Genomic DNA, 16,008 nt, shown 5'->3' on the forward strand with positions numbered 1-16,008 from the left:
GTGCCGGCCGGCTGCTGGCTTCTGAGGGCATCAGCCGATCTCCCTGTTGCCGGCGACGGCGGTCCGCGTGGCGGCCCCGGGGCGGCGTCGCTCGGCCCAGTGGTCACGAGCGAGCACCAGGGCGCCGGGCAGGCTGCCGAGCAGAATCAGCAGGCCGTAGGTGATCGATAGCGTTACCCCTTCCTGGGCCGGCAGCCCGGCCAGCGGCCAGATCAGCGCGGCGGCGCCTTCGCGTAATCCCCAACCGGCCACGCTCAGCGGGATCGCCATCGCCAGCAGCAGCGGTGGGATCAGCGGCAGCAGCACGCCGAGCGAGCGTGGCAGCTCGAGGGCCCGGGCGGCGCAGAGGAATACGGCCACATAGGTGGCGACCACCAGCAGCGAACTCAGCAGTTGGCGCGGCCAGACGCGTGAACCCAGCAGCGCCTGGCGCAGATCCTGCCCCAGGCTTGCGAGGGCTCGGCTCAGGGCCGGGTGCCGGAGGCCGATCACCGCGACCAGTCCCAGCAGCGCGGCTGCGGCGATCGCCCATGGCCAGCCCGACTGCGCCGCGCTCAGGCTGGTGACGATGGCGTCGCGCAGTGGCGCTGCCGCCGCCAGGGTGATCAGGGCGACCAGCACCAGCGCGATCTGTCCCGAGGCGCGCTCGATGATCACCGCGCGAATCGCCGCGCCGCGCTGCCCCGCATCGGCCCGGCTGCCGTGGCGCCAGGCGCGGGTGGCATCGCCCATCACGCCGCCGGGCAGGATCTGATTGAGAAAGGTCGCCAGATAGTACTCGCGCAGGGCGCGGGGCCAGGGTAGGGCGATACCCACGTAGCGCGCGGTGAGACGCCAGCGCCAGGCGGAGATCACCACCTGGGGCAGGCTCAGGGCGATGCCCGCAGCGACCCATAGCGGCGACAGTGTGCCGAGGCGCGCCAGGATCTCGCCGGTGTTCAACTGCCAGGCGAGCGTGGCCAGCAGCGCCAGGGTGATACCCAGGCGCAGCAGAGCGGCGTGCCGGCGTCTCACGCCGGCCGATCCTGAGACGGTGCGACAGACGTTTCGAACGATGTGTCGAACGACATGCCCGGGGTCGACTCCGGTGGCAGGGCGAGCAGATCGCGATGGCCCAGGGTCAGCATCAGCCGGCCCGCGTCGAGTGCCGACAGGCGTGTCCGGTACCAGTTTTCGATGCGCGTGGCTTGCGCCGGTGCCTGCTCCAGCAGTGCCGTCCGCCAGCCCGCCATCAGGGCGTCGATCAGCGGCCAGGTCTCCCGGCCCAGGCGCCACGCCGAGGGCGCTTCGCGCAGATGATAGCCGTGGCGCAGGAACGCCTGCTTGAGATAGCTGGGGGCGAGGGTGCCGAGCGCTTCACCGACGCCCTTGTCGCGCTGCTGATGGGCGGCGAGGGTATCGAACACGAAGCGATCGTCGTTGTCTTCCAGGGTCATGCCGGCGCTGTCCTGGAAGTGGATCTCGCCATCTACACTGAGCGTGAACAGCACGGCACAGCCGAACTCGCGGCAGCGTGCGGCGAGGGCGTCGATCCACTCGGCAGAGACCAGATCGAACAGCGCCGAGGCCGTGATCAGGTCGGCGCCGTCCAGCGCGTCATCCAGCGCCTGTGCCAGCGTGGCCTCCTGAGTCGTCAGCTGGATCGGCTCCCCCGCGGCGCTGACGAGTTCATCGCAGCGGCTTCGTGCATGTTCCAGCAGGCTGGCGTCGTGGTCGACCAGCAGCCAGTGCTGGGGCGTGCGCAGGCGCGGTGCCAGATAGCGCAGGTTGGAGCCGCTGCCGCAGCCGAGATCGACCAGCGTGGCCGTGGAGTTGGCGCGCTGCGCCAGCCAGTGGTCGGCGGCGTGGGTCAACTGGGCGTCGCGGGCGCGGTGGTCGGCCGGCTCGCGCAGCGTCAGCCAGGCATCGCTGAAGTGCGCATCGGCGGTGAATGGTGTTGGTGTGCTCATGTGGTCTCCCGTGTCAGGGCTGCGGCGAAGGCGCGCGCGGCGCTGTCCCAGTCGCCCAGGGTGTCACGCAGCGCCCGCGCCCCGTCGCGGTAGCGCTGGTACTGCTCGGGGTCGCTCAGCAGCTTGGTCAGGGCCTCGCCCAGCGCCCGGCTGTCGCCCGGCGGCACCTTGATGCCGGCTTGCTCCGGCAAGGTGTGGGCCAGCGCCCCGCCTGTGGTGGTGACCACCGGCAGGCCGTGGGCCAGTGCTTCGGTGATGACCATGCCGTAGCCCTCGTAGTGCGAGGGCAGCACGAACAGCGTGGCGTCGCGGTAGTGCTCGCCCAGCGCCGCGCTGGGTTGGGCGCCGAGCAGTCGAATTCGCCCCTCCAAACCGTGGCGGGCGATCGCCGCTCGCACCTGTGCGGCATAGTCCGGGGCGCGGTCGAGATCGCCGATCAGGTCGCACTGCCAGGGCAGATGCGTCAGCTCGGCGAGGGCCTCGACCAGGACATCCTGGCCCTTGCGTGGCGTCAGCGTGGCCACGCACAGCAGGCGCGGCTGGGTGAGATCGCCGTGGGCCAGCTCGCCCCGGATCACGCCGGGTTCGATCACCGCGATCTTGTTCGCGGGGACGTCGAAGTCGGCGAGCCGTCGTGCGGTGTAGACGCTGGTGACGATCACCCGCTCGACCGCGGCCAGGCCGCGGGTCTCACTGATGCGAAAGCGCTGGCGTTCGGGCTCGCCGAGGCCGGTCTCGTCACACAGCGGATGATGGAGCAGGGCGGTGATCGACAGGCGTGAGGCGTGGCGCTCGACGATGGCCGGTAGCCCGCCCATGGCGAGACCGTCGATCACCACCCGGCTGCCATCGACCAGCGCGGTCAAGGCACTGTCCAGCGCATGTGAGGCGACCGCGTCGGGTTCGGGGAAGCGCCCCTCCAGGCCGACCACGGTGACCGCCCAGCCCTGACTGCGCAGCGCCTCGACGATACGCGCGTCGTAGAGGTAGCCGCCGGTGAGCTGCTGCGGGTCACCGGCGACGATCAGCGTGAGATCGCTCATAGGCCGCCTTCATAGCTGGCCCAGGCGATGTGCGACTCGTGCAGGGTGACCGCGAGCGCGGTGAGGTGGCGGCCGCCTTCGCCCAGCTCGCCGTCGCGGATCGACTGGGCCAGGCGGTCGAACACCACCTTGGCCATGAACTCGGTGGTGGTGTTGCGACCCTTGAACTCGTCGACGTCATCGAGATTGCTGAGTGTGAACTCGGCCAGAATCCGCTTGAGGGTGTCGCTGGCGAGCCCGATGTCGACCACCAGGTCGTCGTGATCCAGCTTCGGGCGCTTGAAGGTGACGTCGACCACGTAGGTGGCGCCGTGCAGCTTCTGCGCCGGGCCGAAGGTCTCGCTGTTGAAGCTGTGGGCGATCATCATGTGATCGCGGACGGTCAGGCTGAACATTCCTTGTCTCCTTGGGCCGGGGCGGCGTTGCGATACGCGGCCGGCGGCGGTGTGATGGCGTTCTGGAGAGCGCTTTGCGCGGCGCTCAGGCGTAGCGGATGCGTTCGCACAGGGTGGCGTCGTCGCCCTGGCTGAGCCGTGCCAGGGTCTGTGGCAGATCGCGGAAGTGGCTCTCGCCGCTGATCAGCACGTCCAGGCACTCATCGTTGAGCAGCGAGAGCGCCAGTGACAGGCGGCGCTTGTGGTCCCAGCGCGCACGGTGACTGGGCGAGACGCTGCCCACCTGGCTCGAACGCAGCGTCAGGCGGCGGGCGTGGAAGGCTTCTCCCAGCGGTAGATTTACTTCGCGACTGCCGTACCAGCTGAGCTCGACCACGCTCGCCTCGAAGCCGGCGACCTTGAGCGCGGTCTGCAATCCGGCGCCCGAGGCGCTGGCGTGGATCACCAGGTCGCGCTCGTCGGCGGCGTTGTCCGGGGTGACGAACTCGACGCCCAGCGCGCTGCCCAGGAAGCGCTTGCGCTCGTCGATGTCGATCAGCTGTACCTGGGCGCCGGGCAGCTTGGCGCAGAGCCAGGCGACCAGGGCGCCGACCACGCCGGCACCGACCACGCTGATGCGGTCGCCCGCGGCGGGCGCGGCATCCCACATGGCGTTGAGCGCGGTCTCCATGTTGGCGCCCAGCACCGCCCGCTCCGGCGGCACGTCCTCGGGCAGGCGTACCACGTCACTGGCGGCGACACGGTAGTGGGTCTGATGCGGATAGAGACAGTAGACATGGCGCCCGTGCCAGTCGTGGGCGCCCTGCTCGACTATGCCGACATTGGAGTAGCCGTACTTCACCGGCCCGGGAAAGTCGCCGCTCTGAAAGGGGGCGCGCATGCGCGAATATTCGCTCGGCGGCACCTGGCCATTGAACACGAGGGTCTCGCTGCCCCGGCTGATCGCGCTGTAGCAGGTGCGCACCATCAGTTCGCCATCTTCGTTCAGGTCGGCCTGGCTGATCTCGCCGCTGCCGTCGCCGAGCGACCAGAAGGCGTGTGCGTAGGGCATCGTCATAAAGCGTCTCTCTGTAGCCGGCTGTCGCCGCGGCCAGGTCGGGGCGCTGTACTCGCCTGGCCCGGCATTCTGTTCAATAATTTCTACTGTTTGTCAGCTCTGTCCAGCGTCATCCGGCGCAGGCACTGGCCGCGCGCGATCTGGCTGGTGAGATCAGGCCACGATCCCGGGTGCGCGGTGCGAATGGGCCACTCTGACGCGACACCATGCACAGGAGTATGGCAGAGCGTGGCAGTTTGTCAGTTATACAATGGCTATACATGATTTTTGATCGGTATCGGTTTTGGCGGAAGGCGGTGCCTGACCTGCGCTGCACCATCGCCGCTGGGGTATCATCGCGGGCCGCATGGCGTGGACCAGTGGCGGGGTAACGCTGACGCATCCAGACTTGTACGGCCGACGTATGGATCGAGAGTGGCAGGGAAGACGAGAAGAAGAAGGAGATGCATCATGGCGGACGGACCGGGACGTACGAGTACGCTGCGCCGGCGGGGTTGTTGGGGGTGGGTCGATCTGGGCGCCGGTCTGGCGCTGGTGGCACTGCTGGTGGAGTGGGTGCACTGGGCGTTTTCCGCCCCGGGCGGGCTGCGGCTGACCGCCGGTGGGGTCTACGTCGCCATCGCCACGGCGGTGCTGTGGGCGTGGCCAGCGGCGCGCCAGGGGATCGGCTGGGCCAATCGCATCACCCTGCTGCGCGCGGTGTTCATCGCGCTGGTTGCCGGGCTGATCGCCTATCCTGCCTTCATTCAGCGGCACGCCGAGGGGATCGCCGCACTGGCCCTGCTGGCGCTGCTGCTCGACGGCATCGACGGCTGGGTGGCGCGCCACACGCACTCGGCGACGCGCTTCGGGGCGCGCTTCGACATGGAGCTCGACGCCTTCTTCATCGTGGTGCTGTGCGCGGCGCTGGTGGCGCTGGACAAGGTGGGCAGCTGGGTGCTGGTCATCGGCCTGGCCCGCTACGCCTTCGTCGGTGCGGGTCTCTACTGGCCCTGGCTGCACCGCGAACTGCCGGTGAGCTATCTGCGCAAGACGATCTGCGTGTGGCAGGTGGCGACGCTCCTGGTTTGCCTGCTGCCGCTGGTGACATCTTCCTGGGCGGTGGCGCTGACGGCGCTGGCGGCGGCGCTGCTGGTGCTCTCCTTTGGCCGTGATCTGGTGTGGTTGTGGCGGCGGCGGCGGGCGCCGCTGCGAGATAGCGTGTTTTAATCCACCAGTGTTTTTCTTTTGATCCACCAGTGTTCTTCGGTCGCCCTGGCGATACTCGTCTCGCCGGGCGTCTCGCTTCAGGATCACGCTCGATCACGACGGACTCTCGTGACCGGCCTTCGGGGCGGCTCAGGCAAGTTTCCCTCAGGTAAGGATGGTTATGGTGCAGGCAGCATTCACGCTCGGCGGCGAGCTTATCGAACCCGGTACCCGGCGGCAGGTGGATCTGCCGGCCGCCAAACTCTATACCCATGCGCCTCTGCACATCCCGGTGGAGATCGTTCACGGCCGGCAGCCCGGGCCGATTCTGCTGGTGTGCGGAGCGATCCATGGCGATGAACTCAACGGCGTCGAAATCGTGCGCCGGCTGCTCAAACTGCCGGCACTATCGCGTCTGCGCGGGACGCTGATCGCGGTCCCCGTGGTCAATGTCTTCGGTTTCGTGCAGCAGTCGCGCTATCTGCCCGATCGCCGCGATCTCAACCGCTGTTTCCCGGGTAGCGAGAGTGGCTCACTGGGCTCAAGGATCGCGGCGCTGCTGCGCGAAGAGCTGGTCGACCGCGCCACCCATATCATCGATCTGCACACCGGGGCGATCCATCGTACCAACCTGCCGCAGATTCGTTCCCAACTGCGTCGCAATGCAGAGACCCAGGCCATGGCCGAGGCCTTCGGCGTGCCGGTGATACTCAATGCCGAGCTGCGTGAGGGGAGCCTGCGCGAGTACGCCCAGAACCGCGGCGTGCCAGTGCTGACCTACGAAGCGGGGGAGGCGCTGCGTTTCGATGAGTGGGCGATCGCCCCTGGCGTGCGCGGTATTCGGCGGGTGATGCGGCTGATCGGCATGCTGCCGGCCGATGGGCGGCGGCGCACGCCGCCGGCGGCCGAGGTCGCCAACGGCTCGAGCTGGGCGCGGGCACCGATCGACGGCATCCTGCGCCCGCGGGCGCGGCTGGGGGCGCGGGTCGCCAAGGGGGAAGTGCTCGGGGTGGTCGCCGATCCTTTCGGCCATGACGAAGCACAGGTGGTGGCGAGCGCGGACGGTATCGTCATAGGCATGAGCAATCTACCGCTGGCCAACGAGGGCGAAGCACTTTTCCACGTGGCGCGTTACGAGGAGATCGACGAAGTCGAGAGTGCGGTGGAGAGCTTCCAGTCGCGCTTCGATACCCCCGGCGCCTGAGCGTGGCTCAGGCGCTTTCGGCCAGACGGCCCTCGTCGACCAGACCCAGGGCGTCGTCGTAGACCGCGATGCCGGCGCCGTCGCGATGGGCGTGCTCGGAGAGGTGGCGGCGGAAGCGCCGCCCGCCAGGGCAGCCCTGGAACAGCCCCAGCAGATGGCGCGTGACGTGGTTGAGTCGCGCCCCCTCGGCCAGGCGTTCGATGATGTAGGGGCGGAAGGCGCGCGCCGCCGCGTGACGGCTGGCGGCTGGCCCGGGGCTCTGATAGAGCGCCTGGTCGACCGCCGCCAGCAGCCACGGATTCTGGTACGCCTCGCGGCCGATCATCACGCTGTCGACCCCCTCGGCGAGGTGAGCATGGCAGCTCTCCAGGCTCTTGATGCCGCCGTTGATCCCGATGTGCAGCTCCGGATGCTGCGCCTTGAGACGATGCACCCGGGCATAGTTGAGCGGCGGGACATCGCGGTTCTCCTTGGGCGAGAGACCCTGGAGCCAGGCCTTGCGGGCGTGGATCACGAAGGTCTCGCAGCCCGCCGCCGCCACCTGCTCGACGAAGCGCTCCAGATCGGCATCCTCGTCCTGCTCGTCGATGCCGATACGACACTTCACCGTCACCGGAATCGAGACCACTGCGCGCATGGCGGCCACAGCGCGCGCCACCTTATCGGGGTGGCCCATCAGACAGGCGCCGATCAGGTTGTTCTGCACCCGATCGCTGGGGCAGCCGACATTGAGATTAACCTCATCGTAGCCCCAGTCCTGGGCAATCTCGGCACACGCCGCCAGCTCGCCGGGATCGCTGCCGCCGAGCTGTAGCGCCAGCGGATGCTCGCACTCGCTGTAACCCAGAAAGCGCTCGCGCGGCGAACCGTGGAGCAGCGCCCCGGTAGTGACCATCTCGGTGTAGAGCAGCGTGCGCCGGGTCAGGCAGCGCGCGAAGGCGCGATAGTCGCGCGTGGTCCAATCCATCATGGGCGCCACAGAAAAACGACGAGCTTGGTCTGCTGGGCTTTGAGTCGGCATATCAGTCACTTGCGTTACGCACTGCTGTTTAAATATACACTATCTGATGCCATGGAATTCCGCCGATAACTGGGCTCACTGTACCGTATTGGTACCCGGTGCCCTTGATCTCCCTTCGAGCGAGCGAGGTGGTACACCATGGCGTCATTTCAGCGGCGTGGCACGCCATTGTACGGAAGACGGGCCACCCTTCACAGAGCAAGACTTTCTCGACCAAGGTGCTCCCCCAGCATGGCCTGAGCAGGCAAAGGGGCACTCCGGAATTGGCCAGCCGGAGTGCGCCGACGCAGGAGGCGTGTTTTCAGCATGACCTCGGCAGTATCGAGCAACGCGAGCGGATGGGGTGACTTGTAGGCTGGAGGTGGTTGATCGATGGGGCCGATGCTCCATGGCCTCACTACCGACATTCACCCACGACATGCCGATTCGCGCGGCACGATGACCAGGGAGTTCATCATGAGCGACATCATCTGGCCCGAGGGTTTCGTCCCCGGGTTCACCGACAATTTCTGTTCCAATGAAGTCATCGTCGAGGGGGTGTCCGCGGCGGACATCTGGCCGCTGCTGGTGATGCCATCGCGGTGGCCCACGTACTACAGCAACGCGGCCGATGTGAAGATCTACGAGGATGCGGGCCCGGCGCTGGATGCGGGCGTGCGATTCTTCTTCACGACTTTCGGGTTTCCCATCGAGGGGCGCTGCCTCGAGTGTGTGCCGCCGATCCCGGGGCAGCCGGCCAGAATTGCTTGGCATGGCTGGAGTGGTGAGGAGGGTGCCTCGGACCGTATGGATGTCCACCATGCCTGGCTGATCGAGGATCTCTCGGCGAATCGCGTCAGAATTCTCACCCAAGAGACCCAGAATGGGGAGCCGGCGAAGGACTTGGCGCGCCAGGTTCCCAATCCGATGATCAATGGGCATCAGGAGTGGCTGGATGGGCTGGTGGCGACCGCGAGTGCGGCCACCCAGCGATGAGGGTCGGCTGGCACGGCGGCGTGTCCGTGCCCGGCAACTGGCCGGCTGATCGGTCTTCAGCTATACCTCTGAAAGACGCCTCCGCGGCTGCGGAGGCGTCTGTTGGTTCTTTAGCCGATATCGGCTTGCCCTAGGCCGAATGCTTCATGCCTGCTCTGGTTCGTTCCTTTTCTCCAGCCGCTGCCCCGCCGGGTTGACTTTGGGGGTTCAGCAGAAGAAAAGTGGCATCGAGGCACTGCCCGCATGCTGCCGGTGTGTCGACCAGGGCATGACTGCGGCTAACGTGTGGTCCAGCTTGAGACGGCGTTTGAGCGTCCGGTTCTCTGCCATCAGCGCCGACAGTCGGGCCTCGGCAGTGTCTTGTCTGTCGAGTGCTTCACCGAGCAGGGCGTTGGAGGCCGAGAGGCGTGTCTCCAGTATCCGCTTGGTGCGTTGATGTGCCAGCCGCTCTTCGGCGAGTGTGGCCTGCAGCGCCTCGAGCTCGGTCAGGTATTCTTCTGTGTTCATGTTGTACTCCCCCGCGTCCTTGGGTGGCTCGCTGATTTTCTAAGTATACCTCGGATTATACCGCGAGTATTGCCGTTTGTGAGGAGAGTTGACAAAGGTTCACGTTTTGGCGCCTGCACCTGGACGATGAAAGCTGGAGGGGTAAAGGCTAGAGGGAAAAGGTTAGAGAGTCGGTCACCCGGACGGGTGAGGTGCCGTGCGTCCTGCGACAAGGGTTGGACTATGCGGTCAAGAGGCCGTGCTTCGGGAAGGGGGTGGGCAGACTGGGGATTATGGTGCCCGGAGCCGGGATCGAACCGGCACGGTGTTGCCACCGAGGGATTTTAAGTCCCTTGCGTCTACCAATTTCGCCATCCGGGCCGACGACGTAGGGAGATACAGGAGGTCAACAAACCGAAGGGGTCTGAAGCTCGGGAAGTGGAGGCTGGAGTCGGAATCGAACCGGCGTACACGGAGTTGCAGTCCGCTGCATAACCACTCTGCCATCCAGCCTTACAGATTCGGAAGTGATTCATCTGTTCCGAAAAATCGAGTCATGGCACGGGAAAGGAGATCGATCGGACCGGCGTTCCGGCTCACGACCCTCGATCCTCGATCCTGCTGACAACTCTACGAGTTATGGAGCGGGAAAGGAGATTCGAACTCCCGACCCTCGCCTTGGCAAGGCGATGCTCTACCACTGAGCTATTCCCGCTCAACTCGCCGACGTATTATAAGGATAAGTCCGTAACTGTCAAACGCTTATGGATTTTTTGTTCACATCGAGCGCGTCAGCTCGGGCCAGGCCGCACGCAGATACTGCATCATCGACCACAGTGTGAGCACGGCGGCGGCGTAGAGCAGTACCACGCCGAGGGCGGCGATATGGGTACCGGGGGGGAAGCCGAGCAGCAGCACCAGCGCGATCATCTGCAGTGTGGTCTTGGACTTGCCGATCCAGGAGACCGCCACGCGCTTGCGCTGGCCGATCTCGGCCATCCACTCGCGCAGCGCCGAGATGACGATCTCGCGACCGATGATGACCAGGGCCGGCAGCGTCAGCCAGAAGACTTCGTAGCGCTCGATCAACAGGGCCAGGGCGACGCCGACCATCACCTTGTCGGCGACCGGATCGAGGAAGGCGCCGAACGGTGTGCTCTGGTCCCAGCGCCGGGCCAGGTAGCCATCCAGCCAGTCGGTGATCGCAGCCAGCCCGAACAGGCCGGCAGTCACCGGCAGGCTCCAGCTGTAGGGCAGGTAGAACAGCACCACCAGCAGCGGTATGAACACGATTCTTGCCAGAGTGAGCATGTTGGGGATGTTCATCGAGCCGCTAGCATCCTTGCTTGAGGTAAAGGTGGGGGCAGTTTACGCCGCTCGGCAACGCTCATCCATGTAGAGCCTGGTGAATGGTCGTCGCCATCTGTTCATTGATCCCCGGCACGCGTGCCAGATCGTCGCGGGTGGCCTTGCGGACGCCCTGCAGACCGCCGAAGAAGCGTAGCAGCTCGCGGCGGCGTTTGGGCCCGACACCGGGAATGTCCTGCAGCGACGAGGTGCGGCGCTGCTTGTCACGGCGTTGGCGGTGCCCGGTGATGGCGAAGCGGTGGGCTTCGTCACGGATATGCTGGAGCAGGTGCAGCGCCGGCGAGCTGGTGTCGAGATCGAGAGTGCGGTCGACAGTCTCGATGAACAGGGTCTCCAGCCCGGCCTTGCGGGTGGTGCCCTTGGCCACCCCGATCAGGCTGACGCCGATGACGTCGAGCTCGGCGATCACTTCCCGCGCCATGTTGAGCTGGCCCTTGCCACCGTCGACGATCAGGATGTCCGGCAGCTTGCCTTCGCCTTTCTGCAGTCGCTTGAAGCGCCGGGTGAGCGCCTGGCGCATGGCGGCGTAGTCGTCGCCCGCGGCCACACCCTCGATGTTGAAGCGGCGATAGTCCGACTTGACCGGGCCGTCCCCGTCGAACACCACGCAGGAGGCGACCGTGGCCTCGCCATGGCTGTGACTGATATCGAAGCACTCCAGCCGGGCCGGCGGGCTATCCAGCGACAGCGCCTCGCGCAGTGACTCGAAGCGCCGGCTGAGCTGGCTGCGGTTGGCCAACTGCGTCGCCAGATGCTGCTCGGCGTTGGTCAGCGCCAGGCGCTGCCACTGGGCACGATGGCCGCGGACATGGGCGGTGACGCGTACGCGGCGTCCGGCGCGCTCGCTCAGGGCACTCTGCACCAGCTCGCTGTCGGTCAGCGCATGGGAGGTGATGACCTCCTGCGGAATCTCTTTCGACTGCCCCAGATAGAACTGGCTGACGAACTCGCTCATGAGATCTTCGGTGCCCAGGTCGAGACCGTTCTGGGGCTGGTGATGGCGCGCGCCGAGCATGCGGCCCTGGCGGATCGCCAGCACACTGATGCAGAGCCCGCCCGGCTGCTGGGCCAGGGCGAAGACATCGGCATCGCCGTCGGCATTGTCGACGAACTGCTTCTGCTGCAGCCGCCGCAGCTGCTGGATCTGATCGCGCAGCCGCGCGGCCTCCTCGAAATCCAGGCTCTGGCTCGCCTGCTCCATGGCGTCGGTCAACTGCTGAGTGACCTGCTCGCTGCGCCCCTCGAGACACATCACCGCGTGTTCGATGTCGCGCTGGTAGTCCGCCTGGCTGATGAAGTCGACGCAGGGCGCGCTGCAGCGCTTGATCTGATACTGCAGGCAGGGGCGCTGGCGATGGGCGAAGACGCTGTCCTCGCAGTTGCGAATGCGGAAGATCTTCTGCATCAGCGACAGGCTCTCGCGCACGGCGGTTGCGCTGGGGTAGGGGCCCAGATAGCGTCCGTCGGCTCGCTTCTGGCGGGCGCGCTTGAACTCCAGTGCCGGATAGGGGTGGCGGTCGGTGACGAAGACGTAGGGGTAGGATTTGTCGTCGCGCAGCAGGATGTTGTAGGGCGGCCGCAGCTCCTTGATCAGCGTCTGCTCGAGCAGTAGCGCTTCCGTCTCGCTGCGGGTGATGGTCACCTGAACGTCCTGGATGCGTGCCACCAGCGCCTGGGTCTTGGTGTTCAGCGCACCGCGGAAGTAGCTGGCCAGGCGCGCCTTGAGACGCTTCGCCTTGCCGACGTAGAGCACGTTGGCCTGGGCGTCGAGCATGCGGTACACGCCGGGCGACTCGGAGACGGATTTGAGAAAGTGCTTGGCATCGAAGGGTGCCGGGGAATCGCTGGGGCTATCACTCATGCCGGGAGTATATCAAAAACCCGCCGGGGCGCCGCGACCCGGGCCGCGGTGCATCAATGCGTGTCGAAGCCGTCGACCAGGCCGTGCTTGAGGCCCAGGTGGGTGAGTTCGACGTCGGATTGCACCTTGAGCTTGTCGAAGATGCGGTAGCGGTAGGTATTGACCGTCTTGGAGCTGAGCCCGAGCTGCTGGGAGATCAGGCTGACGCGCTGGCAGTTGATGATCATCAGTGCGATCTGCAGCTCGCGGTGGGAGAGCTGATCGAACGGATTGCCTTCGCCTTCGCGACGAGCCAGCACCACGCGCTGGGCGATATCGGGACTGATGAAACGCTCGCCTGCAGCGACCCGTCTGACCGCTTCGATCATCTGGTCGAGCGGCGTGCCCTTGCTGATGAATCCGGCCACGCCGGCATCGATCAGACGCTGTGCAGTGGTCTCCTCGACCTGGCCGGTCAGCACCACGATGCTCACCTGGGGCTGTTCGCGGAGGAGTTTGAGAATCGCCTCGAGCCCGCCCATGCCGGGCATGCGAATATCCATCAGCGCGATGTCGGGTAGCCGGGTACGGCAGGCGCTCAGCGCTGCTTCGCCGCTATCGACCTCGGCGACGATCTCGATGTCGGACTCTTCGTCCAGTACGCGGGCGATACTGGTGCGAACCAGATGATGATCATCGGCTAGCAATACCTTGATCAAGATGACTCCTGCCCTCTGCCCTCACGTGTCGGCCGGATCAGCGACCGCATGGGTGCTGCCGGTGTATCCGCAGCGGTCGCGTCGTCGACCCCTGGTCGATCGCGCCCCCGCGCCTGTTGCGCCCGCATGTTAACAGACCCGATTCGCCGAGTTGACAAGAATCTTGCCACCGGCAAATCCCGCGGGGAGCACAACGGCGGGGTGCTGTCGGGGCCTGGTGGTGAAAGCGCACGACGGAAAGTGGTTTATGGAAAGCCAGCCGGTGAAGGGGGAGTATCAGAAGGCAGTAGGGAAGGAGTATCAGAAGGCAGGAGAGGAAGAAGAGGTGCCGACGCCGGCGTCTTGGCCCACTCTGGAAGGGGAGCGGCATGAGCACTGGCCGATTTGGTGTGGAATCGACAAAAGTCGTTGACAGCCTTCGCATTCATCCGTAAATTACGCCGCGTTCCTTGGCGAACACGGTATGGGGCCTTAGCTCAGCTGGGAGAGCGCAACACTGGCAGTGTTGAGGTCAGCGGTTCGATCCCGCTAGGCTCCACCAATCTTTATCTTGGAAAAAGCCGCTTGGCGCACTTTGCGCCGGCGGCTTTTTTCATGCCGAAAATCGTCGAACCCGGACCGGATCGCATGACGGCGCGAGGCCGTTGGCGTTGCTGATGCGCGCTGTCCGCCTCGCCTGGCCAGGCGCTCACGATCAGCGACCAAGGTCGCATGGCGTAGGCGAACTGTTTGTACAAGTATTCTTAGGGTGTACAGCTTTTATGTGGCGTGTATAGCTTTTGTGCCGCATGCACACTAGGGATTTAGCGGGCATCTTGCCAGGGAGGCGGCATGCGATACGCGGAACTTGTACAACTTCTTGGTGAAGGTCGTGTGGCCGAGCTGCAGGTGGAGTCGCTCGATCCGCAGACATTCTCCTATCGTGTGGTCATGGAGGGGTCTGCCGAGGTACTCGAAGAGGAGAATGGGCAGCCCGTGCGCCTGAGTTCGCTGGGGCATGCGCGGCAGTACCTGCCGCGGGTGGGTGGTGCCGAGGTGCCGCTGTTTCTGGTGACGCAGCCGCCTGGCAGCACGATCGTCGGCTCGCAGATCTACGCCACGTCGCACAAGACGCGGCTGGATGCGAGCTGAAGCGAGCCCGAATGGGGGAGGTCAGTGCTGGCGCTGGTTGAGCTTCTCCGCCAATTTGCGTGCGGCCTCCTGACCCGCGTGATGGCTGATGATACCGGGGGCGCCATCGCCTTCCCGGGTGGGCGCGGTGTCCACCACGATCCACTCAGCACCGTCGCCATCGTTGGAGGGGGTTAGGGGTCTGGCCACAAAACGTGTCATTGCGTGCTACTCCGTGCTGTTCGGCGAGGCACTGCACCCATTGGGGCCGCCTCACCCGCAGCCTAGTCGATAATGGGGCGGTGGAGATACCCCGACCATCGGTAGTCAATTCGGGTTACGCAGGTGTGACGCAAGGCCGCTAAACTTGACATGATGTCACCGAAAAATGAGGAGTCGATCATGTGTGCAGAGACTACCAAGTGCCCGAGCTGTGGCCACGACCAGACCGACGCGCCGGCCCATGCCGAGGGTGTCGAGCGGTGCCCGCAGTGCGATGCCAAGCGCGACGCACATTCGCCCACGGCGCAGGAACTGCTGGAGCGTGAAGAGGCCTACGTCAGCCATGCCATCGACGAGACGATCGAGCGTGAGCTCTCCAGTCGCCACGACGAGCACGGGAAATCCGAGCGGTGACCCCGAGTCGTCGTGACCTGTTCGGCCGCGGATCAGCGGCCATGGCTCCTGGGTCTGCCCTGGGGGCCGACAGGCCGGCTCAGTGCAATTTCGATGGCGCGCTCGCGGGCGATGCCCCGGGCCATCAAGGTTCTGACGCGCGTCTTGAGGGTGCTCAGCGGAATACCCGATTGGCGCGACAGGGCGTTCAGGCTATCGGCGCGCAGCACTCTCTGCTCGCGTCGCTTCATTAGGGGAGTCTCCTTTCCCCGATCGGTCAATTTCATGCAGCTCTCCACGATCGTTGGCACTATCCACGCGATCGCTCGTGACAAGCGTTATGACGGTCGATGACGAGATACCTTCCATGAACCCGCAGACCCTACACTAAGTTTGATGAGGCTGTCGCCTTCACTGCGCGTCACTCATGGCCACGAATGTCACTGGCGGGCCGTGCTATTCGATCCTGGGATGCCCGCGGCCACAATGCTCTGCGGCGGTGGTGTCGCAGCCCCTGATCGGCACTCTCCGTGCGATCGGTGGCGGCAGTCGAGGGGGAACCGGGCAAGAGGGTGAACGGTGGCGAGTGTGAGACGAGAGAATAGATGCCGATGACCGAGCGTATCTTCGATGTTGCGATTTGTCCCCGGGCCGGCGATGCGCTTTGGGAGGCTTTTGTACCGGCGCTGCCGGGGCTTCGTGTGGTGGGTGACAGTGACCTCGACGCCGGGGCGCGGCTCGCCGAGGCGATCGTGCCGCATCTGGCCGCACGCCTGAAACAGGGCCTGGCGATTCCCGAACAGCCCCGCGCCGGGTGTTACCTGCAGGCTCATGGTCTGGTGCTGTGGCAATTTCTGTGCGTGCGTCTGGGGCCGCTCAAGGCGGGGCAGGCGGCCGTCGAAGTGATCTTTCCCGACATCGAGACGCTGTTCGATGTCGATGTCATCGAGGGTGACGAGTGGCTGCTCGATGTTTGAGCCCGGCCCGCTTGACAGCCCCCGCCGCCAAACGCAGACTGACGCCATGATGAATATGACG

Annotated in this window: 18 protein-coding genes and 4 tRNA genes; 7 read left to right on the forward strand and 15 right to left on the reverse strand. The window is 65.6% G+C overall.

What is annotated here, in order from left to right; all coding sequences use genetic code 11:
• Window positions 1-30: 30 nt before the first annotated feature.
• The 5 genes from DOM66_RS11065 to DOM66_RS11085 all read right to left on the reverse strand — a co-directional run bounded on the left by DOM66_RS11065 (window position 31) and on the right by DOM66_RS11085 (window position 4,444).
• Window positions 31-1,014: a lysylphosphatidylglycerol synthase transmembrane domain-containing protein gene (locus tag DOM66_RS11065; protein ID WP_157959038.1), complete on the reverse strand. Its 984-nt coding sequence runs from the start codon at window positions 1,012-1,014 to the stop codon at window positions 31-33.
• The gene (locus tag DOM66_RS11070) at window positions 1,011-1,949 is read right to left on the reverse strand and encodes a class I SAM-dependent methyltransferase (RefSeq protein ID WP_110690152.1); all 939 of its coding nucleotides are present in this window, start codon (window positions 1,947-1,949) and stop codon (window positions 1,011-1,013) included. The genes DOM66_RS11065 and DOM66_RS11070 overlap by 4 nt, the downstream gene beginning before the upstream one ends.
• On the reverse strand, window positions 1,946-2,992 hold the full coding sequence (locus tag DOM66_RS11075) for a glycosyltransferase family 4 protein (protein ID WP_110690153.1): 1,047 nt from the start codon (window positions 2,990-2,992) through the stop codon (window positions 1,946-1,948). Before DOM66_RS11075 ends, DOM66_RS11070 begins: the two co-directional genes overlap by 4 nt.
• Window positions 2,989-3,387 carry a 6-pyruvoyl trahydropterin synthase family protein gene (locus tag DOM66_RS11080; RefSeq protein WP_110690154.1) on the reverse strand — a complete coding sequence of 133 codons (399 nt, stop codon included), beginning with the start codon at window positions 3,385-3,387 and terminating at the stop codon, window positions 2,989-2,991. The genes DOM66_RS11075 and DOM66_RS11080 overlap by 4 nt, the downstream gene beginning before the upstream one ends.
• Before the next feature lie 85 nt (window positions 3,388-3,472).
• Window positions 3,473-4,444, reverse strand: a complete 972-nt coding sequence (locus DOM66_RS11085; RefSeq protein WP_223161956.1) for a zinc-dependent alcohol dehydrogenase — start codon at window positions 4,442-4,444, stop codon at window positions 3,473-3,475.
• A gap of 450 nt (window positions 4,445-4,894) precedes the next feature.
• On the opposite strand from DOM66_RS11085, the gene DOM66_RS11090 reads away from it, so the two are divergent.
• Together DOM66_RS11090 and DOM66_RS11095 are read left to right on the forward strand one after the other, a co-directional pair.
• Window positions 4,895-5,653: a CDP-alcohol phosphatidyltransferase family protein gene (locus DOM66_RS11090; RefSeq protein ID WP_110690155.1), complete on the forward strand. Its 759-nt coding sequence runs from the start codon at window positions 4,895-4,897 to the stop codon at window positions 5,651-5,653.
• Between the two features lie 160 nt (window positions 5,654-5,813).
• Complete coding sequence (locus DOM66_RS11095) at window positions 5,814-6,836, forward strand: succinylglutamate desuccinylase/aspartoacylase family protein (protein WP_110675510.1); 1,023 nt, start codon at window positions 5,814-5,816, stop codon at window positions 6,834-6,836.
• Between the two features lie 7 nt (window positions 6,837-6,843).
• On the opposite strand, the gene dusA is transcribed toward DOM66_RS11095, so the two are convergent.
• A complete protein-coding gene (gene dusA / locus DOM66_RS11100) occupies window positions 6,844-7,857 on the reverse strand; it encodes a tRNA dihydrouridine(20/20a) synthase DusA (protein WP_110675511.1) in 1,014 nt (337 codons plus the stop codon).
• Window positions 7,858-8,313: 456 nt separating this feature from the next.
• Here dusA and DOM66_RS11105 point away from each other — a divergent pair, with 456 nt between their 5' ends.
• A complete protein-coding gene (locus tag DOM66_RS11105; protein ID WP_110675512.1) occupies window positions 8,314-8,832 on the forward strand; it encodes an SRPBCC family protein in 519 nt (172 codons plus the stop codon).
• Window positions 8,833-9,039: 207 nt separating this feature from the next.
• On the opposite strand, the gene DOM66_RS11110 is transcribed toward DOM66_RS11105, so the two are convergent.
• The 7 genes from DOM66_RS11110 to DOM66_RS11140 all read right to left on the reverse strand — a co-directional run bounded on the left by DOM66_RS11110 (window position 9,040) and on the right by DOM66_RS11140 (window position 13,245).
• Complete coding sequence (locus DOM66_RS11110; protein WP_110690156.1) at window positions 9,040-9,339, reverse strand: hypothetical protein; 300 nt, start codon at window positions 9,337-9,339, stop codon at window positions 9,040-9,042.
• A gap of 273 nt (window positions 9,340-9,612) precedes the next feature.
• Window positions 9,613-9,699, reverse strand: a tRNA-Leu gene (locus DOM66_RS11115).
• A 58-nt stretch (window positions 9,700-9,757) separates the two neighbouring features.
• Window positions 9,758-9,831: transfer RNA gene (locus DOM66_RS11120), tRNA-Cys, on the reverse strand.
• Between the two features lie 127 nt (window positions 9,832-9,958).
• Window positions 9,959-10,033 (reverse strand) — tRNA-Gly (locus tag DOM66_RS11125).
• A 62-nt stretch (window positions 10,034-10,095) separates the two neighbouring features.
• Window positions 10,096-10,644: a CDP-diacylglycerol--glycerol-3-phosphate 3-phosphatidyltransferase gene (gene pgsA / locus DOM66_RS11130; RefSeq protein ID WP_110690157.1), complete on the reverse strand. Its 549-nt coding sequence runs from the start codon at window positions 10,642-10,644 to the stop codon at window positions 10,096-10,098.
• A 61-nt stretch (window positions 10,645-10,705) separates the two neighbouring features.
• Window positions 10,706-12,547 (reverse strand): excinuclease ABC subunit UvrC, encoded by a 1,842-nt coding sequence (gene uvrC, locus DOM66_RS11135; RefSeq protein WP_110690158.1) that lies wholly within the window; start codon window positions 12,545-12,547, stop codon window positions 10,706-10,708.
• Window positions 12,548-12,600: 53 nt separating this feature from the next.
• The gene (locus DOM66_RS11140) at window positions 12,601-13,245 is read right to left on the reverse strand and encodes a response regulator (RefSeq protein WP_110675516.1); all 645 of its coding nucleotides are present in this window, start codon (window positions 13,243-13,245) and stop codon (window positions 12,601-12,603) included.
• 465 nt (window positions 13,246-13,710) lie between these two features.
• Between DOM66_RS11140 and DOM66_RS11145 the strand changes: the two genes are divergently transcribed.
• Both DOM66_RS11145 and DOM66_RS11150 read left to right on the forward strand, forming a co-directional pair.
• Window positions 13,711-13,786: transfer RNA gene (locus DOM66_RS11145), tRNA-Ala, on the forward strand.
• Window positions 13,787-14,076: 290 nt separating this feature from the next.
• The gene (locus tag DOM66_RS11150; RefSeq protein ID WP_157959039.1) at window positions 14,077-14,376 is read left to right on the forward strand and encodes a DUF6482 family protein; all 300 of its coding nucleotides are present in this window, start codon (window positions 14,077-14,079) and stop codon (window positions 14,374-14,376) included.
• 21 nt (window positions 14,377-14,397) lie between these two features.
• On the opposite strand, the gene DOM66_RS11155 is transcribed toward DOM66_RS11150, so the two are convergent.
• A complete protein-coding gene (locus DOM66_RS11155) occupies window positions 14,398-14,565 on the reverse strand; it encodes a hypothetical protein (protein ID WP_157958838.1) in 168 nt (55 codons plus the stop codon).
• 192 nt (window positions 14,566-14,757) lie between these two features.
• Here DOM66_RS11155 and DOM66_RS11160 point away from each other — a divergent pair, with 192 nt between their 5' ends.
• The gene (locus tag DOM66_RS11160) at window positions 14,758-14,991 is read left to right on the forward strand and encodes a hypothetical protein (RefSeq protein WP_110675519.1); all 234 of its coding nucleotides are present in this window, start codon (window positions 14,758-14,760) and stop codon (window positions 14,989-14,991) included.
• Window positions 14,992-15,023: 32 nt separating this feature from the next.
• Here the strand turns inward: DOM66_RS11160 and DOM66_RS11165 are convergent, their stop codons facing one another.
• A complete protein-coding gene (locus DOM66_RS11165; protein WP_110690160.1) occupies window positions 15,024-15,221 on the reverse strand; it encodes a hypothetical protein in 198 nt (65 codons plus the stop codon).
• Window positions 15,222-15,575: 354 nt separating this feature from the next.
• Here DOM66_RS11165 and DOM66_RS11170 point away from each other — a divergent pair, with 354 nt between their 5' ends.
• The gene (locus tag DOM66_RS11170; RefSeq protein ID WP_110690161.1) at window positions 15,576-15,947 is read left to right on the forward strand and encodes a type II toxin-antitoxin system HicB family antitoxin; all 372 of its coding nucleotides are present in this window, start codon (window positions 15,576-15,578) and stop codon (window positions 15,945-15,947) included.
• Window positions 15,948-16,008 lie beyond the last annotated feature (61 nt).

This window comes from Salinicola endophyticus (genome assembly GCF_003206575.1).
In the GTDB taxonomy this organism is placed as follows: Bacteria; Pseudomonadota; Gammaproteobacteria; order Pseudomonadales; family Halomonadaceae; genus Salinicola; species Salinicola endophyticus.